Below are 24759 nucleotides of genomic sequence, written 5' to 3' on the forward strand. Positions count from 1 at the left end.
TGGCCCCTGAGGGCATCACCGCAGAATTTGTGACCCTGGATAAAATCGTGCAAGCCGAACCCTTAGGCTATGCAGTGATTGTGGACCGCATATCGCAGGGTGTTCCTTTTTACAGGGCCGCACTTAAAAATGCCGCCATTACAGGAACGGCAGTAATAAACAATCCTTTTTGGCAGAGTGCCGATGAGAAGTTTTTTAATAATGCGCTTGCGGTCAAACTAGGAATTCCTGTTCCTAAAACAGCACTGATTCCGTCCTACGACCGGCCGTCAGATACTTCAGCAGATTCTTTCAGTAACCTGGCCTTTCCGTTGGACTGGGAATCCATTTTTAATTATACCGGCTTCCCTGCTTATATGAAACCTTTCGATGGCGGTGGCTGGAAAGAAGTTTATAAACTGCATGATATAGAAGATTTTTATGATAAACACCGCCAGACCAAACAGACGGTAATGATGCTGCAGGAAGAGATTGTTTTTGATCAATATTTCCGTTGTTATTGCATTGGAGGCAAACACGTGCGCATTATGCCTTATGAACCTAGAAATCCTTTCCATTTAAGATATCAGGTAGAAGAGCAACCTGCTGATGCGCAGCTTTTAAAAACTATTCATGACTATGTGATTAAATTAAACGATTACCTGGGTTATGATTTTAACACTGTAGAATTTGCGGTCAGGGATGGTATACCGTATGCTATTGATTTTTGCAACCCAGCCCCTGATGCTGAAGTAACAAGTGTAGGTAAAGAAAACTTTGACTGGGTAGTAGAGAAGGCTGCAATTTACGCGATTGAGCGTGCGCAGGCACAACAGGAAGGAAAAGATAACCTGACTTGGGGTGAATATGTAAAACGATCGGTTTCCGGTGTACCTTTGCAACAACCTGACCCTTTAGTTAAGGCGCAACGTAAAGTAAAACCTTTGGCAGCTGACAAAGTAAAAGTAGCTGTGAAAACAAAAAAAGAACCTGCCAATAAAAAGTCTAAAGGAACAATTTAGGACATAAAAAATGAATGATTTTACGCTCGGAATCGAAGAAGAATATATGGTTATCGACCCTGTAACAAGGGAGCTAACCTCACATGATCAAAAAATTGTAGAAGCTGCTCAAAAGATCCACAAAGACCAGGTAAAAGCAGAAATGCATCAAGCGGTAGTGGAAGTTGGAACAGGCATCTGCAAAAACACGGATCAGGCCAGACAGGAGATCAGCCAATTGAGGCAAACGGTTGCTCAATTGGCCGGAGAACAGGGATTAAGAATCGGTGCCTCAGGCACCCACCCTTTTTCCCACTGGGAAAAACAGCTGATCACAGAACATCCGCGTTACAGTGAGATTGTGAATGAGTTGCAGGAAGCTGCACGTTCCAACCTTATTTTCGGTCTCCATGTGCATGTAGGCTTCCAGTCGCGGGAACTTGCCATACACATTGCCAACCAGGTACGCTATTTTCTACCTCATGTATTCGCACTTTCAACCAACTCTCCTTTTTGGGAAGGACGCAACACAGGGTATAAATCATTCCGCACAAAGGTGTTTGATAAATTTCCAAGAACCGGTATTCCAGATATCTTTAACAGCATTGAAGATTACGATAATTACGTTAAACTGCTGATTAAGACCAATTGTATTGATAATGCCAAGAAAATATGGTGGGATATCAGGGTGCATCCCTTCTTTCAAACCATAGAATTCAGAATCTGTGACTGCCCTATGTTAGTGGATGAGACAATGGCTTTTACGGCACTTTTCCAAGCATTATGCGCAAAATTATATAAGCTGCGTTTACAAAACCTAAACTTCATCAGTTACTCCCGGGCACTGATCAATGAAAACAAGTGGCGGGCTGCCCGTTACGGAATTGACGGAAATCTGATAGACTTTGGTAAAGAAATGGAAGTAAATTGTCGTAATTTAGTGCTGGAACTCCTTGATTTCATTGACGATGTAGTCGATGAACTAGGTAGCAGGAATGAAATTAACTATGTCCATAAAATTTTGGCGGGCGGTACAGGCGCCGACCGGCAACTCGCTGTTTATGGACAAACCGGCAGTTACGAGTCTGTGGTGGATTATATTACTACCCAAACGTTAACAGGACTATAAAATAACATATGAATGAACAAAGGAAGATGAAGGTAGCTGTTATCGACATGAATAACGGCGCACCAAACCTTGGCTTGAGGGGGATATTGGATGTATTAGACCAATATAGTGTAGAAAATGAAGCGGATCTTTCTGTAGAAGTATTTGATTTAAGGCAAAAAAACGAAATACCAGATACCAGTTATGATATCTATATTTCCAGCGGCGGGCCAGGCAGCCCTTATGATGGGGGAGGTAAGGACTGGGAGTTGGCCTTTTTTAAGCTACTTGAAGATATAGATGTACACAATGAAAATGAAAAGGGCAGAAAAAAATACGTATTTCTGATTTGCCATTCGTTTCAAATGGCTTGCAGGAAATACAAGTTGGGTAAAGTGACCCATCGGAAGTCGCCAGCCTTTGGAATTTTTCCGATTAGCATGACCGTTGCTGGCCAGGAAGACCCTGTATTTAGTGGTTTGCCTAATCCGTTCTATGCAGTAGACAGCCGCGACTGGCAGGTTGTATCTGGAGATGAGGATTGTTTTGCCTATACCAGTGCGGAAATAGCGGCTATAGAAAAGTATCGTCCCGATGTAAACCTGGAGCGCTGCATAATGTCTATCCGCTTTTCAAACTACGTAATGGGCACTCAATTCCACCCTGAAGCTGATGCTAAAGGAATGAAGTCGTATTTTTTACAAAAGGATACAAAGGCAAGGATTATTAAGCTTCATGGGGAAGAGAAGTATGAGGATATGATTAACAGTCTGGACGATCCGGGGCGTATTCTGCTGACTAAAAAAATGATCTTACCAAACTTTCTAACTGAAGCTATATATCAACAGATAACTATATAAACATGATTGCAAGTTATAGAAGGAAATTTAACGGGGAATTTACGCACAAAAAGTATGAGAAGTTATTAGAAAATCTCGCCCATAATTTACCCCCTATTTCTTTCCGGATTGCAGAAACACCTTTATTTATCCCCAGGGAATTGGCAGATAAGCTGGTAAAAGCAGGTGATGAAATTATCCAGTTTATTAAAAGACCCGATTTTAAAGATTTAACCCAGCGTGCCATACCGGATGCCCGGAACGTACCTGGAGAAAATGAACACCCCCATTTCCTGACCTTTGATTTTGCCATCTGTAAGAATGACTCAGGAGCACTCGTTCCTAAACTGATCGAACTGCAGGGGTTTCCGTCATTGTATGGTTTTCAATCGCATTTAGCCGAACATTACGAAAAAGCTTACTCCCTATCTCAATTCGGTGAATTGACCCCATATTTTGACCAATTAGACAAAACAGCTTATTTTAATTTGTTAAAGGCCATTATCATTGGAAACTATGACCCACAGGAAGTAGTGCTGCTGGATTTAGATGCGCCAAACCAAAAAACGGCTATCGACTTTTACTTAACCCAAAAAGAATTGGGCTTTAAAGTTATGAGTCCGACAGATCTGATCCAGGAAGGAAAACAGTTGTATTATCAGGAGCACGGTAAAAAGATTCAAATAAAAAGAATATATAATCGTTTGATATTTGACGAAATCTGCAATCCGGAAGCTTTCTTTAAACAAGGATTTGATCCACGTGTAGACATGGACTTGGAATGGATAACCCATCCGAACTGGTTTTACAGGTTGAGCAAATATACTATGCCTTTCTTAAAGGGCGATTTTGTTCCGGAGACACGCTTTTTAAAGGACGTAGCGGTATTGCCGCAAGATCTTGAAAACTATGTATTAAAACCGCTATTTTCTTTTGCCGGTCAGGGGGTTATTATCGATGTTACGCCAGAAGATGTTCACAACGTAAAGGATCCGGAGAACTGGATTCTACAACGGAAAGTAAAGTATGAACCTGTAGTACAAGCGTTAGATGGTGGCGTAAAAACTGAAATCAGGCTGATGTACTTATGGGCTGATGGTGCAGACCCGGTATTGTGCATTAATCTGGCCAGAATGAGCCGTGGCAAAATGATCGGGGTACGTTACAATAAAGATTTCGACTGGGTAGGCGGTACCATTGGCTTTCTGGAAAAGTAAATTTACATTTTAAAGACGTCTCCAGGCGGTGTGTTATTTATATTTGAACATGGATGTGCAAACTGTATTAGTCATATTTCTTTTTATTACCGCCTTGTTTTATATAGGCCGTTTAGTTTTTCGTTCAGCTGCCAATAAAGGTGGTAGTTGTGGATCATGTAATGGCAGTCAATGTAAAGTAGACTTTAAGGATGTTAAATAAGTTTAGGGCTTATCTGGAAAAAAGCCTTCCCATTACAGACGAACAGTTTAGCCTGATCTCTAAAGATTTACAAGTCAAAACCTTCCAGAAGAATGAAATTATATTAAGCCAGGGAGACATCTGTAACAGGACATACTTTGTGGGTGAGGGATTATTACGCAGTTATTCGGTAGACAGCAAAGGAAAAGCGCATGTTATTCAGTTTGCACCAGAATTATGGTGGATTTCTGAACGGAATGGATTACTGTTTAACGAACCATCTGACTTTTATATTGATGCGATTGAACAGACCAAAGCGCTGATGATTCCCAAAGATTATTTTAACAATGCTATTCCCTTTCTTCCCAAATTGCAGGAACTAAATGCATCCATGCTGAACAACTCGATCCGTTTTATGCAAAAACGGATCAATATGTTATTGAGTGCAACGGCAGAAGAAAGGTATCTTGACTTTATCAGACTTTACCCTAACCTTACCCTTCGCGTACCGCAGTGGATGATCGCTTCTTACCTCGGCATTACTCCAGAATCTTTGAGCCGGGTACGTAAAGACCTTGCGCACAAACATTTCCGTCCATAGGCATTTCTTATCTTACATCAATGCGCCAGTTGCAAGATGGCCGTACCTTTGTTATACATTAAATAAACAACAAAACTATGGCTACAACAACATGGACATTAGATCCAACCCACAGCGAACTGGAATTTAAAGTAAAACATCTAATGATTACTACAGTAACAGGATCATTCAATGATTTTACTGCCGAACTTATCACCGAAACAGAAGATTTCAGTGATGCAAAAGTAAGTTTTGAAGCACAGGTTGCCTCAATTAACACCAACAATAAGGACAGAGATAATCACTTAAGGAGTGCAGAGTTTTTTGACGCAGAAAAGTATCCTACACTTAAATTTGAAGGTGCTTCTTTGTCTAAAAAAGGTGATGACTATATTTTATCGGGCGATTTAACGATCAAAGACACAACTAAACCTGTAACATTGGATGTTGAGTTTGGCGGTATTGCTACAGATCCATGGGGAAATGTAAAAGCCGGATTCAACTTAAAAGGTAAAATTAACAGAAACGAGTTTGGCTTAACATGGAATGCTGCACTGGAAACCGGTGGTGTAATGGTAAGTGAAGACGTACGAATATTGGGTGAGCTGCAATTTGTGAGAAAAGCGTAACAGTAACACCCTTTCTTTATAGAGAGGAATTTAATGGATATAACGATAAAAAAAGTGGCGTCGGTATTAAACCCACCGGCTCCTCATATGGTAGGTGATGGCTTCAGGGTGCATAATTTTTTCCCTGGTGGCAACAAATTAAAAATGAGTCCTTTTTACCTGTTGGATTACAACGCTAAGGTAAATTTTTCTGCCAGGCAACAACCACGGGGGGTGGGCGCCCACCCCCATCGGGGTTTTGAAACCGTGACGATTGCCTATCAGGGCGCTGTAGCACATCATGACAGTGCTGGTAATAGTGGTCTTATATTTCCGGGTGATGTTCAGTGGATGACTGCGGGCAAAGGTATTCTACATAAAGAATATCATGAACAGGAATACAGCCTAAAAGGCGGCGATTTTCAAATGGTTCAGTTATGGGTAAACCTGCCCGCTAAATTTAAAATGACAACACCAAAATACCAGGGCATAAAAGCTTCGGATATAAAACAGTTTCGCTTGCCGGAAGATCAGGGTTCAGTAAAAGTGATTGCAGGCCATTTTAATGGTGTTGATGGTACAGCATTTACCTTTAGTCCGATTGAAATGTATGAGCTAAGGCTTAAAGCTGAGGCCCGTTTATCACTAAGCCTCCCGGCACATTACAACACAGGCATAATGGTAATTGAGGGTGCCATTAAGGTTAATGATCAAGAAAAAGCACTGGCCGACCAATTTGTTTATTTTGAAAATGGAGGGACAGATTTCTCGGTGGAAGCACTAGAAGAAACGGTTGTATTAATACTTAGCGGTGAACCGATTAACGAACCTATTGTTAGTTATGGCCCATTTCTAATGAACAAACCCGAAGAAATACAACAAGCTATTGCTGATTATAACGAAGGTAAATTTGGTTACCTGGAAGAGTAAAATTTAGTGTCGCGGTATACTATCGGTGCCAGTGGTATCTTTAGAGATTGTACCGCGACCTGTATTTACAGCACTGTCCCTTATTCCTGTTCCTTGATATCCACCTTGTTCACCACCACCATGCATATTGGTGTCTATGCGTACAGAATCAGGAACTTTTTCGCTTCCTTTATCTCCAAAAGTGCAGGCGGTGAATAATGCTGCTGTAGTACCGATCGTAATGAATTTAAGCAAGTTTCTCATCGTAAATTGTTTTGATTTATTAACGATGAAAGGCACTTAATTGTTTGCGAAAGGTGGAATGTCTTTAAATCTTCTCTAATAAACATACTGCATAAGCCACCACACCTTCTTCCCTGCCTACGAAACCCATCTGTTCATTAGTGGTTGCTTTGATTGAAATATCCTCTATGGAAAGATCCATAGCTTCGGCAATACGTTTCTGCATTTCTGGAATATGAGGATTAATTTTTGGGGCTTCCAGGCATAGCGAGGCATCAATGTTACCGATAGCAAAACCCTTTTCTTTAATTAATTTCACGGTTTCCTTTAACAGGATCATGCTACTGATGCCTGCCCATCGGGGATCTGTGTTCTTAAAGTGAAATCCAATATCGCGAAGGTTAGCCGCACCCAATAAGGCATCGCAAATGGCATGAAGTAATACGTCGGCATCTGAATGGCCGAAAGCACCACGGTGGTGGGCTAAATTCACGCCGCCTACAATAAATGGATGACCATCCTTCAATTGATGAACGTCAAATCCAAATCCTATCTTTATTTTCATGTTTTTTAACTTATTTATGCAAAGGCACTAAGATACAATTATAATGCCTGCATAGGGCTCTGAGTACATTGTTTAGTTAAAATTTAGCAGCAGCGTAAATCTCAAAGAACTACCCAAGGGGTTCTTTTGCTGGTTTGCAATAATATAGGCGAAATCTATGTTCATGAATTGATAGCGGAAGCCAACACCTGCGGTAAGGTAACTGAAATCGCCCTTTTCTGGGTTCTTATAAAGGTAACCGGCTCTTATTGCGAACTGTTGTTTGTGAAGATATTCAATTCCACCGCCCATGCTCACCTCACTCCATTCTTCTTTAAATCCCCCTGGTGCATCACCAAAAGATTTCACAATTGCAGAAGCCACAGAAACATCAGTTGTTAGCGGGTCATCAGTGCCAGTAGGTAGCAGCTGTTTGTTTAAATCGAAGGCCAGGGTGAACTGACTGTCTTCAAGCCAGCCAAAGCCTGCTGCAAAGCCTAACTTTGCGTTAGCGGGGAGGAAATATGGGGTGTCGCCACTCGGGTAATTCATTTTGGTGCCAACATTGGATAAAGCGAGTCCTGCGGAAAGTTTGGTGGTTTTACCAAAGAGCTGGCGCTGTTGTTGGTAATAAGCGGAGAAATCTACGGCTAATGCACTAAGGGTTTGACCAGACTGGCCATTATTTAATGGCGTTGCGGTTATACCGGATTGAATATAACGTAGAGAACCGCCCAAAGAAAAGGAATCGCCGAAACGTCTGGCCATGGTGATATCGATTGCAATATCGTTCGGCCGATAGCTGCCCAGACTCTGCATATTATCATCAGTAAGCTGAATTTCACCCATGGAAAAATACCTGACGGAAGCACCTATGGTATTCCTGTCGGATAACCTATAGAAAGCACTGAGGTAACTCAGGTACATATCGGGAACGAGACTTTTTAACCAGGGACTGTAAGCCAGGGAAAAGCCATACTTTGACTCAATAAAAGCTAGTTTGGAAGAATTGCTATTAAGAGAATTTGCGTCTGGCGTGGTGGCAGCGCCTGCTTCTCCTATAGCCGCGGTACGTGCATCAGGATTAATCTGCAAAAAAGGAACTGCTGGTCGCTCTACGGGGTGAATAGTTTGTGCAGTACTTGAAGAGAACGCCGAAAGCAGGATATAAAACAAGAAGGCCTGAAAAAGGTTTTTGCCGATCATGGGTTACATTAATTTTCATTAATGTAATTTAGTTCTACAGCAATAAAAAAATTATTACGAAAACTGCAGCAGGATCGCGTTCTTCTCGACTTTGTCTCCCTGCACGATTTGGACAGATTTGACTACGCCATCTGTACTTGACTTAATGATATTTTCCATTTTCATGGCTTCAAGCACGAGTAGGTTATCCCCTTTTTTAACTTCCTGTCCTGGAGCCACCAACACACTCAAGACCAAACCAGGCATCGGTGCTTTAACTTCCTTCACCTTATTGGTTTGCAGGTTTTCCATACCTAACTGCTGTAACAACAGGTCATACTGATCGGCAACGGAAACCATGTATAAGTGCCCGTTTACCTTTACCTCCACCCTTTTCGCCTCTTTGTCTTGATCAACAATTTCTACATTATAAGACTTGTGCTGATAAAGCACATGAGAAAGTCCATGTGACATGGCAATCCGATCAACGGTAACTGCTTCTCCATTCACTTTAACCTCTTTATCTGCTTCGATATCGAAACTATACTGCTCGTTAACTTTTACCTTATACATATGTGTTGGAGTTTGTTTACCTGTTGATGTAATTTACTTCAAAACAAGCAGCAAGCGCTGCCGTTTCTGTTCTAAGACGGGTATTTCCTAGTGTTATTGGTTGAAAGTCCCGAGATAGTGTAGAAGCAATTTCGTTTGGACTGAAATCACCTTCAGGACCAATTAAAATGGTGTACCGGCCGTGTGGTTGTATTAATTCGCTGATAAAACGGCGAGGTTCATCTGCTACACAATGTGCGACCAGGTTGGTACCCTGCTGTTCATTTTTCAGGAAATCTGACAGACTTATTGCTGGATTTAAAATGGGATGATAAGCCTGCAAAGACTGTTTCACCGCTGAAGTGATGACTTTAAAAAGCCGCTCTTCCTTAACAACCTTACGCTCGGAACGTTCACAGATGATGGGTGTAATTTCATCTATCCCTATTTCAGTGGCTTTTTCTAAAAACCACTCCAGGCGATCGATGTTCTTAGTCGGCGCCACCGCGATATGTAAGTGATGGTTACGTTTTTGATATTCGCGCTGAACTTGGGTAACTTTAAGAGTGACCAGCTTTTTACCAGCAACGCTAATTTCAGCTTCATAAAAACCTCCTTTGCCATCCACTAAAAAAACCTGATCTCCGGGATTCAAGCGAAGCACTTTGTTACAGTGCCTGCTTTCCTCTTCGTTTAATGTATATTCATTAGATGTGATATCAGGTGTATAAAATACATGCATAACACATCGTTTAGTGATTATCTATTGTTTCTTCTTTTGGTATAACGAGCTCCAGTTTAATGGTCTCAATATTTTGTTCGGTTTTCTTTAATATCGTAAACAAGTAACCATAACATTCCTCACTATCACCAACTTCAGGAATTTTACCGAAAGCATGAGATACCAATCCACCAACGGTGTCGAAATCCTGATTTTCAGGCAGATCATGAGGCAGCAATTCATTTACATCGTATACCGTAGCATAGGCGTTAATGATAAATTCGTTCTCAGAAATCTTTTCTACGTTAGGTTTTTCCTCGTCGTATTCATCCTGAATTTCTCCAACAATCTCCTCCACAATATCTTCTAAAGTTACCATCCCAGCGGTTCCTCCAAACTCATCAATTACAATACAGATCTGAATACGTTTTTTTTGCAGTTCAGTTAATAGCTCATTGATTTTCTTAGTTTCTGGCACGAAATAAGGCTTTCGGATAATATCACTTAAAGTCCAATCTTTATGACTGGCCAAAAGTGGAAGAACATCTTTAGCATGGATAATACCGATGATCTTGTCGATAATTTCATCGTAAACCGGAAGCCTTGAATAACCTTCTGAAATGATTTTTTCAATAACTTCTTCCTTGGGCGTGTTTAATTCAATGCCAGAAATTTTGGTTCTTGGCACCATGATATTTTTAACCACACGCTCATTAAAATCGAATACATTACGTATTAACTCGTGTTCATTAGTATCCAATGCACCACTTTCTTTTCCCTGGTCTAACAGGTAATAGAGTTCTTCTGTACTATGGTCTTCGTGTCCGCCTACGGTACTTAAGCCAATCATGCGAAGCAGGATATTAGCAAAACCGTTTAAAGCCCAAATAAATGGCTTGAATACTACATAAAATATTTGTAGGGGCAATGCAATAAACAAAGTTGTTGCTACAGGACGTTGTATGGCAATTGATTTTGGAGCAAGCTCACCGAAAACGATGTGCATAACGGTAATAAAAGCAAAAGCGATGATTGGTGAAGCTGTGCTAGAAAAAGAAGCGATAAATTGTGGAGTGGAACCGAATGAAGTTAGAAGATTATGTAATAAATGCTCCATAACAGATTCTCCAACCCAGCCTAGACCCAGGGAGGCCAAAGTAATACCTAGCTGCGTGGCAGCCAAGTATCCATCTAAATGTTGCGTGATAAACTTTGCAATATTAGATACCTTACTGCCTGATTTGGCTTGAATCTCTATTTGTGATGCTCTTACTTTTACAATTGCAAACTCTGCTGCAACAAAAAAACCGTTGAGCACCACTAAGAAAAAGGTTAAAAATATCTGAAATCCCATTAAGATTTATTTCTAAATGTCTTGTCGTAAAGTTCTATACTTTCATATATCACTTTGTGGGCAAATTTAACGCCCAATAGGTGTTCGATTTCAACGTTTTTATTTTCCAAGGCTTTATAATCCTGGAAAAAACGAACGATTTCTTTCATTGTATGTGGAGGCAACTCTGAAATATCATTAATATAGTTTACCGACTGATCGTTTTTAGCTACAGCGATGATTTTATCATCCTGCTCACCATTATCAACCATGTGCATCACACCTATCACCTTCGCTTCAACGATAGATAAAGGATATACATCAACGGAACACAAAACCAGGATATCTAAAGGGTCATTATCATCACAATAAGTTTGCGGAATAAAGCCATAGTTAGCAGGATACATTACGGAGGAAAATAACACGCGATCCAATTTAATTAAATTTGAATCTTTGTCAATTTCGTACTTCGCTTTTGATCCTTTAGGAATTTCAATAATTGCATTTACAAATTCAGGCAAACTGCTGCCTGGTGAAACATTATGCCACGGGTGGTGCTCGTCTTTTGTCATTTTTTTATTAGTCAGTGTTTTTTTTGATGTCTTTATCTTTCACAACTTTCCCTTTCACAAATGCGACGATCAAAGGAATGGTTGTAATGACGATAAATCCGGTAATTATGTAAAATAAGTAATCGTTAATTTCAGTTTCAAATCGTTTGCCTAAAAAATAACCCAGCAAAGTTAAGGATGTGATCCATATAAATCCACCAGTAATATTATAAAATGCAAATTTTCTAAAATCCAACTTTACTACACCAGCAAAAATCGGTGCAAAAGTTCTTACAATCGGAACAAATCTACCCATAATGAGCGCAAATGCCCCTTGTTTATTATAATATTCTTCAGCGGCCTTCAAATACCGCTTTTTGAAGAAGAAAGTGTCTTTTCTTTGATAGAGCATTGGACCAGTTTTACGACCAAACCAATAGCCAGTAAAATTGCCCAGGATCGCCATAACAAATAATCCAACAACCAATACATAAATGTTAACGTCAAGTTTGCCCGTCGCCACGAACATACCTGCAAGAAACAGCAGGTAATCGCCAGGAAGAAAGAACCCAAAAAACAAACCGGTCTCCGCAAAAATGACAAACATTACTACGTAAAAACCGCCTTCTTTTAATAATTTCTCAGGATCAATGAAGTGCTGTAATGAATTCCAGAATTCGTGCATAGGCCAAATATCCCTAAAACTACAAATAATTAATTAGAGAAACGTCTATATCAAATTTAAAATAAGCGAAGGATATACCCCCAATAGCACCGTAATTACAACTGACAATACTAAAACCAACTTGTATTGAGCCGGAGTTTGAATATCAACTTCTGGCCCATCTTTAAAATACATGGCAACAATTACCCTAAAGTAATAATAAAAACCAACAAGGGCATTTAAAATTGCGAAGGCAACCAGGTATACATGGTATTCGCCCATCACATTTAAGAACATAAGGTATTTACCAATAAAACCAGCCGTTAATGGAATACCGGCAAGTGATAACATGGCAATAGTTAATGCAAAAGCCACGAAAGGACTCTTTTTAGCAAGGCCATTGTAGCTATCGAAGTGATCTGAACCAGTATTTTGTTTGACCAAAATAAGGACCGCAAAAGCAATTATACTTGCAAAAGTATAGGCTGTTAAATAAACCAAGGCCCCGCTTGAAGATTGATCGCTCAGGGCTATTATTGAAAACAATAGATAACCTACATGTGATACACTCGAATAAGCAAGCATTCTTTTGAAATGCTTTTGAAATAGCGCAGTTACGTTGCCAATAAACAGGGTAATACAGGCAAGTGCCATCACAGGCGGCATCCAGAAGTCGTGCAATGGCGCAAAGGTATCCACAAATAGTCGCAATAGCGCGGCAAAACCAGCTACCTTAACTGTAGTAGACATGAAGGTGGTAATTAAAGTTGGCGCACCTTCGTATACATCGGGCACCCAGAAATGGAAAGGCGCTGCGCCTACTTTAAAGCCCAGGCCAACCATCAAAAGAATGATGCCTGGGTAAATCAATGGTGACAATGAATTGTAATTTCCAACCAGATATTCACTAATTACGTCAATGTCGAACGACCCGGTTGCACCGTAAATTAATGTGATTCCGAATAATAAAAAGCCGGTAGAGAAGGCTCCCATTAGGAAATACTTCATGGAGGCCTCATTAGAGGATAAATTGCTCTTTCGTATACCTGCAAGGATATATAAACTTACAGACATGATTTCGACACCAACAAATAACATCGACATATTTTTGTAAGACAGCATCATAATGATACCGACCAGCGAAAAGAGAATTAAGGTAATATACTCTGCAATGTTCTCGCTGTTCTTAGCAAAATAGTTTTGAGATAGCAACAAGATAAAAAACGTACCCGTAATGGTTAAACCTGAAAATGCTAAGGCAAAATTATCCATCTGCATCATGCCGTATGATACATGGTCCGTATTCCAGGAGGTGACTACAAAAACTAAAGAAATAAGGAGACCAAAAAGGGAAAGAGGCAATAATGCTTTCTTGGCTTTAAATAAGCCCGCATAAAGTACGACTAAAGCTGTAACTGCAATTGTTATAATGATATTCATTTCCTTAGTTTACCGATGTTAATTTTAAATTTACCTGCTCTAATAATTGCTGTACTGCTGCTTCAGATAAGTGAAGGATTGGTTTTGGATAGACGCCAATTGCAATAACAAGTGCACAAATAATGTATAATACAACCTTTTCTGAACCTTTGATATCAGTAAAGCTCAGGGTAAGGTCGTTCGTTTTGCCAAGCATTATATTTTGGTATAGTCGTAACATATACACTGCACTAAATATGATGGTTAGACCCGCAAAAGCAGCGGCCCAAATGTTGAACTCATAAATACCTAAAAGCAATAAAAATTCGCCGATGAAACCATTGGTTCCCGGCAATGCGATGGTACCAAAAACAATAATTAAAAAGGTGATGGCTAGTTGAGGCGCCACCTTGGCAAGCCCGCCAAGCTCAGCAATCTTGTTCGTTTTTAACCTGCTAAAAATAATATCAAGCACAAAAAACAAACCCACTACATTAATACCATGACTAAGCATTTGAATCATGGCGCCTTGCATACCTTGCGTATTCAAAGCAAATATACCTGCAGATATTAAACCAACGTGTGCTATTGAAGAATAAGCAATTAGACGTTTAGCGTTTTTCTGAGTAAAGGCAATAATCGATGCATAAACTACACCGATGATCGATAGAACCATGGCGGTAGCACCCCACTCTTGTACGCCAAATGGAACAATAGGCAATAACCACCTGATTACACCATAAATACCCATTTTTAACATGATACCTGCTAATAACATAGTTCCGGTAGCGGGAGCCTCTGTATAGGTGTCTGGTTGCCAGGTGTGGAAAGGAAATACCGGCATCTTGATTGCAAAAGCAATAAAGAAAGCCCAGAATATCCAGCCTTGGTCAACATTATCAAGCTTCAAATTATAAAATGCCTGTATGTCGAAATTCTGTAATGGATTTTGTAAATAGAGGTAAATAATACCCAGCAGCATAAATAGGGAACCGCCTATGGTATATACAAAAAACTTCATATTCACTTTAATCCGGTCTTTACCCCCCCATATGGCGCAGATAAAATATATTGGAATTAACGCGGCTTCCCACCCGATATAAAAAAGGAAAGCATCCAGCGCTGTAAATACCACAAGCAAACCTGCTTGCATAAACAGTATTAAGGCATAAAATGCATGCGCTTTTTTATAATCATGTTTATAGCTGGCTAATATAATGATAGGGATAAGCACGTTAGTAAGGAGAACAGTGATTAAACTGATTCCGTCAATGCCAGCATGAAAATTGATTCCAAGATCTTGTACCCATGGGTAGTTCACTGTAAACTGTGTGCTGGCGTCGGGTGTAAAATTACCGATGATAACGGAGGTTAAGGCCAAAGAAACTAGCGCAGCTATCAAAGCTACATATTTAGCTGATTTGCCAGAAAACGCGGTAATTAATGCGCCTACCAGCGGTAAAACGATAAGAAGTATTAAAAGTTGTTCCATTATGTTTCTTTGATCGATCGCTTATAGAGATAAGTAAGTATACAATAACAAGGAGATGATTCCGACAACCATCATTAATATATAAAAGCCCACATTACCGGTTTGCAATAACCTTAAGCTTTTACTGGCTTCAGTAGTACCCCATCCAAATCCGTTAACCAGACCATCAATTACTTTGGTGTCGATAATTCTGTAAAAGAATACAGATAAGGCATCTAATGGCTTCCTAATGAGCGTATCGTAGATTTCATCAATGTAAAATTTGTTGTAAGACAAACTTTCTAAAACAGGCCTTTGTGCTTCATCAGCCATTGGAACTTCTGCTTTTTTGTTGTATTTCAGATAAGCCAGACCAATTGCGATCAATGCCCCAATAACAGATACAGCCATCAACATGTATTCTGTGGCATGACTAGGTAATGATCCATGGTGTTTAATGACCGGAGTTAACCAGCTTGACAACCAGTGGTTGCCACCAAGAACTTCTGGAATGCCAATTACACCACCAACAGCCGATAAAACAGCTAATATTATAAGTGGGATGGTCATACTTTGTGGTGATTCATGTATTTTTTCCTTTTCATGATGTGTACCTCTGAACTCACCATAAAAAGTAAGGTATAACATCCTGAACATATAAAAGGCTGTTAAGAAAGCAGTAAAGACTGCTATTGCCCAAACAATTTTGTTGTATTCAAAGGCATGTACAAGTATCTCATCTTTTGAAAAGAATCCGGAAAATGGAGGTATACCTGAAATAGCAATCGTACCAATTAACATAGTAATGAACGTAACGGGTAGTTTTTTACGTAATCCGCCCATCTTGCGCATATCTTGCTCATGATGCAAGGCGTGAATTACCGAACCGGCACAAAGAAATAATAAAGCCTTAAAGAATGCATGGGTAATAACATGGAAGAAAGCACCATCGTAAGCACCTACTCCTAAACCGATAAACATATACCCCAGTTGTGATACCGTTGAGTAAGCAAGTACCTTTTTAATGTCAGTCTGCGTTAAAGCAATTAATGCACCTAAAACTGCAGTAGCCAATCCCACAATAGTAATCAAATGTTGAATTACTGGTGCAAGATCAAATAATACATTTGACCGGGCAATCATATAAACACCTGCAGTAACCATGGTTGCCGCATGAATGAGAGCAGACACTGGTGTAGGACCAGCCATGGCATCTGGAAGCCAAGTAAACAGTGGCAACTGCGCCGATTTACCACACGCTCCTATAAACAGAAATAGGGTGATTAGAATTATAGGGGTATGACCTGGTAATAAATTTTCGGCCATAGGAAAGACTTTCGAGAATTCTATGCTTCCAAATGTAGTATAGATCAGGAATACCGCTAATAAAAACCCTAAATCACCAATACGGTTAATGACAAACGCTTTTTTAGCTGCTGTTGCATAACTGCTGTTTGTAAACCAAAAGCCAATGAGCAGGTATGAACAAAGTCCGACACCTTCCCATCCGATGAACATGACGATATAATTAGACCCTAAAACAAGTAACAACATGAAAAAGATAAACAGGTTTAGGTAACTGAAGTACTTACCAAAACCTGCGTCCTGTTGCATATACCCGATAGAATATACATGAATCAAGAAACCTACCCCTGTAATGATAAGCAGCATAATACTGCTTAATGGATCAACCAAAAAGGACAAAGGAATTTGCAAATTCCCTGCACTGATCCAATCAAAAAGGAATATTTCATGCGACTTATTTGCATCTGCTCCTAATTCAAGGAAAATGCCAATACTTAGGGCAAAAGAGAGCAATATTACGCCGCTGCCTATAAACCCTATCAGGTTTTTAGATAATGTATTTCTACCCAGACCATTTATAACAAAGCCTAAAAGTGGAATCAAAGGAACCAGCCAAACTAAATCTATCATCTTATAATTCTATACTTAATAATTACCACTTAAGGCGATTCAACACATTAATATCTGTAGACTGGGTGTTTCGGTAAACCATAACGATGATACTTAACCCAATAGCCACCTCTGCGGCGGCCAGTGCCATAATAAAAAATACAAATACTTGTCCCGATGCATCATTATGATGCACAGAAAAAGCGGCAAGTAATAAGTTAACTGCATTAAGCATTAACTCTACCGACATAAAAATTACTATAGCGTTCCTTCTGGTTAATACTCCTATAACGCCGATGGTGAAAATGATTGCACTCAGCCAGATGTAATGGTTAAGCGGTACTCCCTGCAATTCTTGCGTAATGTTCTCCACTATACTTTTTCTTTTTTAGTTAATAATACTGCTCCAACCATGGCTGTTAATAATAATACCGACGCCAGTTCAAATGGAAGCATAAACGGACCAAATAATTCTTTACCAAGGTTCTCTACCAAACCTAAATTTGGGTTTCTCAATACCAATGGATCGGCCAGCGCAGTTGCCTTTAGCGAGCCTATTAATGTAATTGCTAAACAGCCTCCGGCTATAACACCTATTACTTTAACGAGATTAGATTTTGTCGGTTCGTTCTCCTGGTTGAGGTTCAGTAACATCAGAACAAACAGGAATAGTACCATTATGGCCCCCATGTAGACAATGAAATTGACCACAGCTAAAAACTGTGCATTCAATAAAATGTAATGAATGGTAAAGGTAAAAAACGTGACAATTAGGTAAAGTACACTATGCACTGGGTTCTTAGAAAAGATAACCATCAATGAAAAGAAAATACTTAATGTTGCTACGACATAGAATACAGATGTACCCATTTATAATTTGTTAAACTGTTTAAATAAAAGCCTAAAGGCACCAATATTATTTTTTATCTAGCGGTGCTTCCACCAGCTTGTCTTTTCCGTAAATAAAATCCTTACGAAGGTAATCTGAAGGTACAATAGGGCCATCTAAATAAATAGCTTCTTTTGGGCATGCCTCTTCACATAAACCACAAAAGATACACCGTAGCATATTAATTTCATATACCGCTGCGTACTTTTCCTCACGGTAAAGGTCTTTTTCTTCAGGCTTACGTTCAGCGGCAATCATTGTAATCGCTTCCGCCGGACAAGATAATGCACAAAGTCCACAAGCAGTACAACGTTCACGTCCTTCTTCGTCCCTCTTCAAGGAATGCATTCCCCGGAAATTGGTTGAAAAATCCCTTTGAACTTCTGGATACCTGATGGTAGCCTCCTTTTTGAAAAAGTGGCTGATAGTAATCGCCAATCCCTTCCCAATTGCTGGCAAATACATGCGCTCTGCAAAATTTAAGGGCTTTTGTTCTAATACTTTCTTTTTATTGGTTAATGGTTCCATTAAACCTCCTGTTATATCCGCAAGCGGAACGTTAAAATTTTTCTACTAATGCAATCACCACACCGGTGACAATAATATTTGCAATGGCTAATGGAATCAACACTTTCCATCCCAGGTGCATCAACTGATCGTAACGGAAACGTGGTATTGTCCAGCGTACCCACATAAAGAAAAAGATAAATGCAAATATTTTTATGAATAACACCAAGGTGCCAATGATTGGCCCAATTACAGGTCCTACGTTCAATAACACCCAATCCATACCAGGATAGTTATATCCTCCAAAATAAAGCGTTGCAATTACTGCTGAAGAAACAAACATATTAATGTATTCTGCAAACAGGTAAAAACCCAGTTTCATGGAAGAGTATTCGGTATGATAACCGCCTATTAATTCTGTCTCACATTCTGGTAAATCAAATGGTGCCCTGTTGGTTTCCGCAAATGCGCAAATCAAGAATATAACAAAACCAAGTGGCTGATAAAGCACATTCCAATGCCACCCATGTTGCTGCTCTGAAATTTCCCGTAGGCTCATCGTTCCCGTTACCAGCAATAAAGCGATAATGGAAAGCCCCATGGCAATTTCGTAACTAATGTTTTGTGAGGCTGCACGAATGGCACTCAATAAGGAGTATTTGTTATTTGAAGCCCAGCCACCAATCATTACACCGTAAACACCTAAAGAGACCACACCGAATATGTAGAGTATACCAACGTTAATATCAGCTACCTGTAGAGGTATATTGCGATCGCCAATAGTGATATCGGAACCCCATGGTATAACCGCTGTGCCAATACAGGCCGTAAGCATGGATAACCCCGGACCAACCATAAATAACCATCGGCTGGAATTAGTTGGAACGATTTCTTCCTTCATAAACATCTTCAAGCCATCGGCAAGGGGTTGAAACATTCCGAAAGGTCCAGCGCGATCCGGACCTAAACGATCCTGTAAAAACGCTGCAACTTTACGTTCCGCATAGGTAGAATACATCGCAATCAACAGCGTAACTCCAAATATGACGGAGACAAGTATAAATTTTTCTATAATTAACGAGTTCTCCATTAGAATTTACTGGTTTTTTCTAGTTCAATCTTATTAGCCAATTGTAATTTGGGGTTATCCTGAATAACAGGTAATGGAACCATCGTCTCGTAATGATTTGAAGCGATTACCGAGGCATCACTGATATGCGTTGGGTGTTCAAGTACCCAATCATTTGTTTTTTTCTTATCAAAACGACAAGTATTGCAAATAAACTCTTCTACTTCGCCATAAATATCTTTTCGAGCCGTTACCCTAAGTACATCTTCGCCTTTATACCACAAGGTTACCTTACCACTGCAGGTAGGGCAATCGCGATGTGCATCAATTGGTTTTGTAAACCAAACACGATTCTTAAATCGAAATGTTCTGTCCGTTAAAGCACCAACCGGACATACATCAATAACATTTCCTGAGAAATCGTTATCAACAGCTGTTTTGATATAAGTAGAAATTTCAGAGTGATCACCACGGTTTAGAATTCCGTGTACACGTTTATTAGTGATTTGATCGGCAGTAAATACACAGCGGTAGCATAAAATGCAACGATTCATGTGCAACTGAATCTTGTCACCAATGTCTATGCGTTCAAATGTTCGACGTTCAAATTCATATCTGGTTTTTTGTAAACCGTGTTCGTAACCCAGGTTCTGCAAATCACATTCACCTGCCTGGTCACATACCGGGCAATCCAACGGGTGATTGATAAGTAAAAACTCTACAACACCTGCACGGGCTTCTATAACCTCAGGTGAGGTGATATTTTGCACCTCCATACCGTCCATAACTGTAGTACGACAGGACGCCACTAACTTTGGCATAGGTCTTGGATCTTTTTCAGATCCTTTACTTACCTTAACAATACAGGTACGACATTTTCCGCCACTGCCTTCCAATTTGGAATAATAGCACATTGCAGGCGGCACGATATCACCACCTATTTGCCTTGCAGCATTTAAGATCGATGTACCTGGCTCTACTTCAACAGTTATACCGTCTATGGTAACCTTAACTTTATCACTCATTGTTAAAGATATTCTTTAATTTTCTGTAGTAACTTCTGCTTTCGCTATAGGTTCAGCATAACTTGCCAAACCATAATTTGTATCCAGGCATTTAACTGGCTCTTTTACATGCCACTCAAATTCATCCCTGAAATGCCTGATTGCACTAGCCACTGGCCAGGCTGCAGCATCGCCTAACGGGCAAATCGTATTTCCTTCAATATTTTTAGCCACGTTAATCAGTAAATCAATGTCGCTCATTTTTCCGTGACCATATTCCAAACGATGTAACACTTTCTCCATCCATCCGGTACCCTCACGACAAGGTGAACATTGACCACAGCTTTCATGTGAATAAAACCGCGCAAAGTTCCAGGTATTTCTAACCATACACTGGTCTTCATCGAAGGCTATAAACCCGCCAGAACCCATCATCGTTCCCGTGGCGAAACCACCTTCGGATAAAGATTCATAGCTCATTAACCTTGGTTCTCCATTTGCGAGTTTTAACGTCAGGTTTGCTGGTAATACTGGTACAGATGAACCTCCGGCAACTGTTGCCTTAAGTCTTTTACCATTAGCAATTCCTCCGCAATATTCATCAGAGTAAATAAATTCTTCAACTGGCAAGCCGAGTTCAATTTCATATACCCCAGGTTTCGCCAGGTTACCTGATGCCGAAATTAATTTGGTACCGGTACTGCGACCGATTCCTATCTTCGCATATTCTTCCCCGCCATCATTTATAATTGGAACAACTGCAGCGATTGATTCCACGTTATTCACTACAGTAGGTCTGCCGTATAAGCCTGCAATTGCAGGGAATGGTGGTTTAATTCTCGGATTACCTCTCTTACCTTCTAAAGACTCCAATAACGCTGTTTCTTCGCCACAAATGTAAGCACCGCCGCCAGGCTGAACATAAAGCTCCAGGCTATACCCTGTACCCAGGATGTTTTGCCCCAGATAACCCGCGTTTTTTGCTTCAGCAATTGCTCTTTCCAATATTCTGATTTGTGGCATCATTTCACCACGCACATAGATGTAAGAGGTATTTGCACCAAGTGCATAACTCGACACAATCATTCCTTCGATTAATGCATGAGGAATATGTGTCATCAAATACCGGTCTTTAAAAGTACCAGGTTCCGACTCATCCGCATTACACACCAGGTAACGTGGTACACCTTCCGGCTTAGCCAAAAAGCTCCATTTCATTCCTGTAGGAAATCCCGCGCCACCACGACCCCGCAATCCAGATTTCTTTACTTCCTCAACTACTTCTTCAGAAGTTAAGGTTTTCAAAGCTTTCTCTACTGCGCGATAACCGCCTTTTTGACGATATACATCAAAAGTATTGATGCCTGGTACGTTTATATTTTCTAATAATAGTTTACGGGCCATTATTTATTGCGTAAGTTCTCTATTAATTCATCCACCTTTTGCTCGTCCAGGTTCTCATAGAAAGTATAATCAGGGCCAATTTGTAAAACTGGACCAAAACCGCATGCGGCCAAACATTCTACGCCTCTCCAGCTAAACAAGCCATCTGGTGTTACTGTATTCTCTTTAACACCCAATTTTTGTTCAATATGAGACATTACCTTTTCCGCGCCAACTAAACAGCAAGGTCCTGTACGACAGACCTCCAATACATATTTACCTGAAGGTTTTAAGAAATACATCGAATAAAACGATGCAACTTCATAAACCTCTATAGGTTCAATATTTAAATAAGCAGCAACGCGGTCCATTGCCGAAGCACTTAACCAGCCTTGTTCAGCTTGAACTTCATGTAAAAAAGGTAACAATGCAGATTTTTGTTTTCCTTCTGGGTATCTACCTACTATTTCTTCAAACTTTGAAAGTAAAGCTGACGAAAAATCTACAGGTTGTTGTTCTTCTACTTTAAGCATCTAGTTCTCCAGCTATAATATTCATGCTACTCATGTTAATGATGGCATCCGATAATAACATACCCTCACTCATTTTAGCAAACATTTGATAATTTATAAAACTTGGGCGTCTGAAGTGCAAACGATATGGTGTTCTCCCGCCATCATTAATCAGGTAGAATCCAAGCTCTCCGTTTCCTCCTTCAACAGCATGGTAAACCTCCGCTTTTGGCGCATCAATCTCCCCCATTACTATCTTAAAATGATAGATCAAAGCTTCCATGTTATTGTAAACTTCTTCTTTTGCTGGCAAATAAAACTCCGGCACGTCAGCATGAAAAATACCTGCCGGCTCACTTTTTATTTTCTCCATTGCCTGCTCAATTAGACGAAGACTCTGCCACATTTCTTCATTACGCACCAAATAACGATCGTAAATATCACCACTTGTTCCTACTGGTACTTCAAAGTCAAAATCACCATACGAAGAGTAAGGTTCACTTATCCGCACATCGTAATCTACACCAGTAGCACGTAAAAGTGGGCCCGTCCAGCTATAACTTAAAGCAGTTTCAGCAGTTACTTTAGCTACTCCCGCAGTTCGATCAATAAAGATCCGGTTTCTGTTAAGTAAACTTTCAAACTCCTTCAAGGCAACAGGAAACTCCTTTAAAAATTTGTTGATTTTTGTAAAGGCAATCTCATTAAAATCACGTTCAAATCCACCGATTCGCCCAATATTTGTCGTTAACCTTGCACCACAAATCTCCTCATATATTTCATATATATGCTCCCTGAATTGGAACAAATATAAGAAAGTGGTTGTCGCACCCGTATCCTGTGCAATAATTGTATTGCAGATAATATGATCGGATATTCTTGCCAATTCCATTATAATCACCCGAAGGTAATCCACCCGCTTGGGCATCTGGATATTCAGCAATTTTTCTACCGTCATGTGCCAACCCATGTTATTTATAGGAGAGGAACAATAGTTTAACCGGTCTGTTAATGGTGTAATTTGATAAAAGGGCCTGTGTTCAGCAATTTTCTCAAAAGCACGGTGGATATAGCCAATAGTAGACACACCACTAACAATACGTTCACCGTCTAATTGAAGAACATTTTGAAAAACCCCGTGTGTGGCGGGATGGGTCGGACCTAGATTTAAGGTTACCAATTCACTCTGAGGATCATTATCCGTATGTACTGGCTGATTACTCATATTATTATCTCCCAAAGTATTCGTCTTTTTTGTCAACTCTATTTGGGTCTTCCAATGGATATTGTTTTAACATCGGAAACACCCCCAAGTCATCCATGTTTAAAATTCTTCTTAAGTCAGGATGACCCTCGAATTTAACCCCAAAAAAATCATAAGTTTCGCGCTCCATCCAATTGGCACCATTCCACAAAGAAGTAGCAGTTGGAATTACCGGATCATGCTGGTCTATAAAAACCTTAATCCTAACCCTGATTCGTTTAACCATATTATGCAAATGGTAAACTACTGCAATTCCTTGTTTTTTCTCCGGGTAATGTACCGCTGTGATATCTGTAAGGAAATTAAAATTGGTCTTTTCATTTTCCTTTAGAAAACTCAAGACTGATATAATTACATCTTTAGTTGTTTCAAATGTCAACAATCCATAAGGTTCTTCAACATTTAAAATTTTACCATTGAAATTTTCACTTAATAACTGGATTAACTCATTATTCTTCGTTTCTTCCATTATAATATCCCATAAGAAGCCAACATTTCTTTGTATTGATCTGAATCTCTCCGTCTCGAGGATTCACTCTTTACAAGCTCCTGAATTTTACCAAAACCATCTAATATAGCTTCTGGTCGCGGTGGGCAGCCAGGAACATACACATCCACAGGAATGATTTCGTCAATGCCCTGCAATACGGAATAAGTATCAAAGATTCCTCCACTAGAAGCACATGCACCAACAGCCATTACCCATCGAGGTTCTGCCATTTGTAAATACACCTGTTTCAAAACAGGTGACATTTTTTTAGCAATGGTTCCCATTACCATCAGTAAATCTGCCTGACGCGGTGAAAAGCTCAAACGTTCTGAACCAAAACGCCCGAAATCATAATGAGACCCCATAGTTGCCATAAATTCAATTCCACAGCAGGAGGTTGCAAATGGCAACGGCCATAATGAATGGGAACGGGCAAGCCCGACAACTTTGTCCAGGGATGTGGCAAAAAAACCAGATCCTTCAATTCCTGGAGGTGCATTTACTATATTGATGTTACTCATGATATAAAACAAAAAATGGTTCTTTCCTATACGGAACGAACCACTAAATTACAATATTTTAGAAAGATAACGACTCTGGCACTTCATTTATAATGGATCTA

28 protein-coding genes are annotated in these 24759 nt (G+C 39.9%); 7 read left to right on the plus strand and 21 right to left on the minus strand.

Features of this window, described 5'->3' with window-relative positions; translation table 11 throughout:
• From ACR2F3_RS14735 to ACR2F3_RS14765, 7 genes are all read left to right on the plus strand, one after another.
• Positions 1–1001 (plus strand): ATP-grasp domain-containing protein (locus tag ACR2F3_RS14735; RefSeq protein WP_432710744.1); only part of this gene is annotated, 1001 nt, incomplete at its 5' end.
• 10 nt (positions 1002–1011) lie between these two features.
• Positions 1012–2109, plus strand: a complete 1098-nt coding sequence (locus ACR2F3_RS14740) for a carboxylate-amine ligase (protein ID WP_432710745.1) — start codon at positions 1012–1014, stop codon at positions 2107–2109.
• 8 nt (positions 2110–2117) lie between these two features.
• Positions 2118–2948 carry a type 1 glutamine amidotransferase gene (locus ACR2F3_RS14745; RefSeq protein WP_432710746.1) on the plus strand — a complete coding sequence of 277 codons (831 nt, stop codon included), beginning with the start codon at positions 2118–2120 and terminating at the stop codon, positions 2946–2948.
• A gap of 2 nt (positions 2949–2950) precedes the next feature.
• Positions 2951–4144 carry a hypothetical protein gene (locus ACR2F3_RS14750; RefSeq protein ID WP_432710747.1) on the plus strand — a complete coding sequence of 398 codons (1194 nt, stop codon included), beginning with the start codon at positions 2951–2953 and terminating at the stop codon, positions 4142–4144.
• Positions 4145–4335: 191 nt separating this feature from the next.
• Positions 4336–4926 (plus strand): Crp/Fnr family transcriptional regulator, encoded by a 591-nt coding sequence (locus ACR2F3_RS14755; protein ID WP_432710748.1) that lies wholly within the window; start codon positions 4336–4338, stop codon positions 4924–4926.
• A 77-nt stretch (positions 4927–5003) separates the two neighbouring features.
• Positions 5004–5534, plus strand: coding sequence for a YceI family protein (locus ACR2F3_RS14760; protein ID WP_432710749.1), 531 nt, complete (start codon positions 5004–5006; stop codon positions 5532–5534).
• 33 nt (positions 5535–5567) lie between these two features.
• Entirely contained in the window at positions 5568–6443 is an 876-nt protein-coding gene (locus ACR2F3_RS14765; RefSeq protein ID WP_432710750.1) for a pirin family protein, read from the plus strand.
• A gap of 3 nt (positions 6444–6446) precedes the next feature.
• Here ACR2F3_RS14765 and ACR2F3_RS14770 read toward each other — a convergent pair whose 3' ends face one another.
• The 21 genes from ACR2F3_RS14770 to ACR2F3_RS14870 form a co-directional block, all read right to left on the minus strand.
• Positions 6447–6686, minus strand: coding sequence for a hypothetical protein (locus ACR2F3_RS14770; protein WP_432710751.1), 240 nt, complete (start codon positions 6684–6686; stop codon positions 6447–6449).
• Between the two features lie 64 nt (positions 6687–6750).
• Positions 6751–7230: a 2-C-methyl-D-erythritol 2,4-cyclodiphosphate synthase gene (gene ispF / locus ACR2F3_RS14775; RefSeq protein WP_432710752.1), complete on the minus strand. Its 480-nt coding sequence runs from the start codon at positions 7228–7230 to the stop codon at positions 6751–6753.
• A gap of 72 nt (positions 7231–7302) precedes the next feature.
• Complete coding sequence (gene porV / locus ACR2F3_RS14780; RefSeq protein WP_432710753.1) at positions 7303–8415, minus strand: type IX secretion system outer membrane channel protein PorV; 1113 nt, start codon at positions 8413–8415, stop codon at positions 7303–7305.
• Between the two features lie 54 nt (positions 8416–8469).
• Entirely contained in the window at positions 8470–8967 is a 498-nt protein-coding gene (locus tag ACR2F3_RS14785; RefSeq protein WP_432710754.1) for a biotin/lipoyl-containing protein, read from the minus strand.
• 16 nt (positions 8968–8983) lie between these two features.
• Positions 8984–9688 carry a 16S rRNA (uracil(1498)-N(3))-methyltransferase gene (locus tag ACR2F3_RS14790; protein WP_432710755.1) on the minus strand — a complete coding sequence of 235 codons (705 nt, stop codon included), beginning with the start codon at positions 9686–9688 and terminating at the stop codon, positions 8984–8986.
• 10 nt (positions 9689–9698) lie between these two features.
• Complete coding sequence (locus ACR2F3_RS14795; protein ID WP_432710756.1) at positions 9699–11021, minus strand: hemolysin family protein; 1323 nt, start codon at positions 11019–11021, stop codon at positions 9699–9701.
• Positions 11021–11572, minus strand: a complete 552-nt coding sequence (locus tag ACR2F3_RS14800) for an inorganic diphosphatase (protein ID WP_432710757.1) — start codon at positions 11570–11572, stop codon at positions 11021–11023. The genes ACR2F3_RS14795 and ACR2F3_RS14800 overlap by 1 nt, the downstream gene beginning before the upstream one ends.
• A 7-nt stretch (positions 11573–11579) precedes the next feature.
• Positions 11580–12236, minus strand: coding sequence for a DedA family protein (locus ACR2F3_RS14805; protein WP_432710758.1), 657 nt, complete (start codon positions 12234–12236; stop codon positions 11580–11582).
• A gap of 45 nt (positions 12237–12281) precedes the next feature.
• On the minus strand, positions 12282–13655 hold the full coding sequence (locus ACR2F3_RS14810) for an NADH-quinone oxidoreductase subunit N (RefSeq protein ID WP_432710759.1): 1374 nt from the start codon (positions 13653–13655) through the stop codon (positions 12282–12284).
• A 4-nt stretch (positions 13656–13659) separates the two neighbouring features.
• The gene (locus ACR2F3_RS14815; RefSeq protein WP_432710760.1) at positions 13660–15126 is read right to left on the minus strand and encodes a complex I subunit 4 family protein; all 1467 of its coding nucleotides are present in this window, start codon (positions 15124–15126) and stop codon (positions 13660–13662) included.
• 21 nt (positions 15127–15147) lie between these two features.
• Positions 15148–17040 carry an NADH-quinone oxidoreductase subunit L gene (gene nuoL, locus ACR2F3_RS14820; protein ID WP_432710761.1) on the minus strand — a complete coding sequence of 631 codons (1893 nt, stop codon included), beginning with the start codon at positions 17038–17040 and terminating at the stop codon, positions 15148–15150.
• 22 nt (positions 17041–17062) lie between these two features.
• On the minus strand, positions 17063–17392 hold the full coding sequence (gene nuoK, locus ACR2F3_RS14825) for an NADH-quinone oxidoreductase subunit NuoK (RefSeq protein WP_196861075.1): 330 nt from the start codon (positions 17390–17392) through the stop codon (positions 17063–17065).
• The gene (locus ACR2F3_RS14830) at positions 17392–17889 is read right to left on the minus strand and encodes an NADH-quinone oxidoreductase subunit J family protein (RefSeq protein ID WP_432710762.1); all 498 of its coding nucleotides are present in this window, start codon (positions 17887–17889) and stop codon (positions 17392–17394) included. Before ACR2F3_RS14830 ends, nuoK begins: the two co-directional genes overlap by 1 nt.
• A 46-nt stretch (positions 17890–17935) precedes the next feature.
• Positions 17936–18436 (minus strand): NuoI/complex I 23 kDa subunit family protein, encoded by a 501-nt coding sequence (locus ACR2F3_RS14835; protein WP_432710763.1) that lies wholly within the window; start codon positions 18434–18436, stop codon positions 17936–17938.
• Positions 18437–18467: 31 nt separating this feature from the next.
• On the minus strand, positions 18468–19505 hold the full coding sequence (nuoH, locus tag ACR2F3_RS14840; RefSeq protein ID WP_432710764.1) for an NADH-quinone oxidoreductase subunit NuoH: 1038 nt from the start codon (positions 19503–19505) through the stop codon (positions 18468–18470).
• Positions 19505–20509: a 2Fe-2S iron-sulfur cluster-binding protein gene (locus ACR2F3_RS14845; protein WP_432710765.1), complete on the minus strand. Its 1005-nt coding sequence runs from the start codon at positions 20507–20509 to the stop codon at positions 19505–19507. Before ACR2F3_RS14845 ends, nuoH begins: the two co-directional genes overlap by 1 nt.
• A 15-nt stretch (positions 20510–20524) precedes the next feature.
• The gene (gene nuoF / locus ACR2F3_RS14850) at positions 20525–21892 is read right to left on the minus strand and encodes an NADH-quinone oxidoreductase subunit NuoF (RefSeq protein WP_432710766.1); all 1368 of its coding nucleotides are present in this window, start codon (positions 21890–21892) and stop codon (positions 20525–20527) included.
• Complete coding sequence (gene nuoE / locus ACR2F3_RS14855) at positions 21892–22404, minus strand: NADH-quinone oxidoreductase subunit NuoE (RefSeq protein ID WP_432710767.1); 513 nt, start codon at positions 22402–22404, stop codon at positions 21892–21894. Before nuoE ends, nuoF begins: the two co-directional genes overlap by 1 nt.
• Entirely contained in the window at positions 22397–23608 is a 1212-nt protein-coding gene (locus ACR2F3_RS14860) for an NADH-quinone oxidoreductase subunit D (protein ID WP_432710768.1), read from the minus strand. The genes nuoE and ACR2F3_RS14860 overlap by 8 nt, the downstream gene beginning before the upstream one ends.
• A gap of 4 nt (positions 23609–23612) precedes the next feature.
• The gene (locus ACR2F3_RS14865) at positions 23613–24116 is read right to left on the minus strand and encodes an NADH-quinone oxidoreductase subunit C (RefSeq protein ID WP_432710769.1); all 504 of its coding nucleotides are present in this window, start codon (positions 24114–24116) and stop codon (positions 23613–23615) included.
• Positions 24116–24658 carry an NADH-quinone oxidoreductase subunit B gene (locus ACR2F3_RS14870; RefSeq protein ID WP_432710770.1) on the minus strand — a complete coding sequence of 181 codons (543 nt, stop codon included), beginning with the start codon at positions 24656–24658 and terminating at the stop codon, positions 24116–24118. Before ACR2F3_RS14870 ends, ACR2F3_RS14865 begins: the two co-directional genes overlap by 1 nt.
• Positions 24659–24759: the final 101 nt, after the last annotated feature.

It is taken from the genome of Pedobacter sp. (assembly GCF_045627485.1).
GTDB lineage: Bacteria > Bacteroidota > Bacteroidia > Sphingobacteriales > Sphingobacteriaceae > Pedobacter.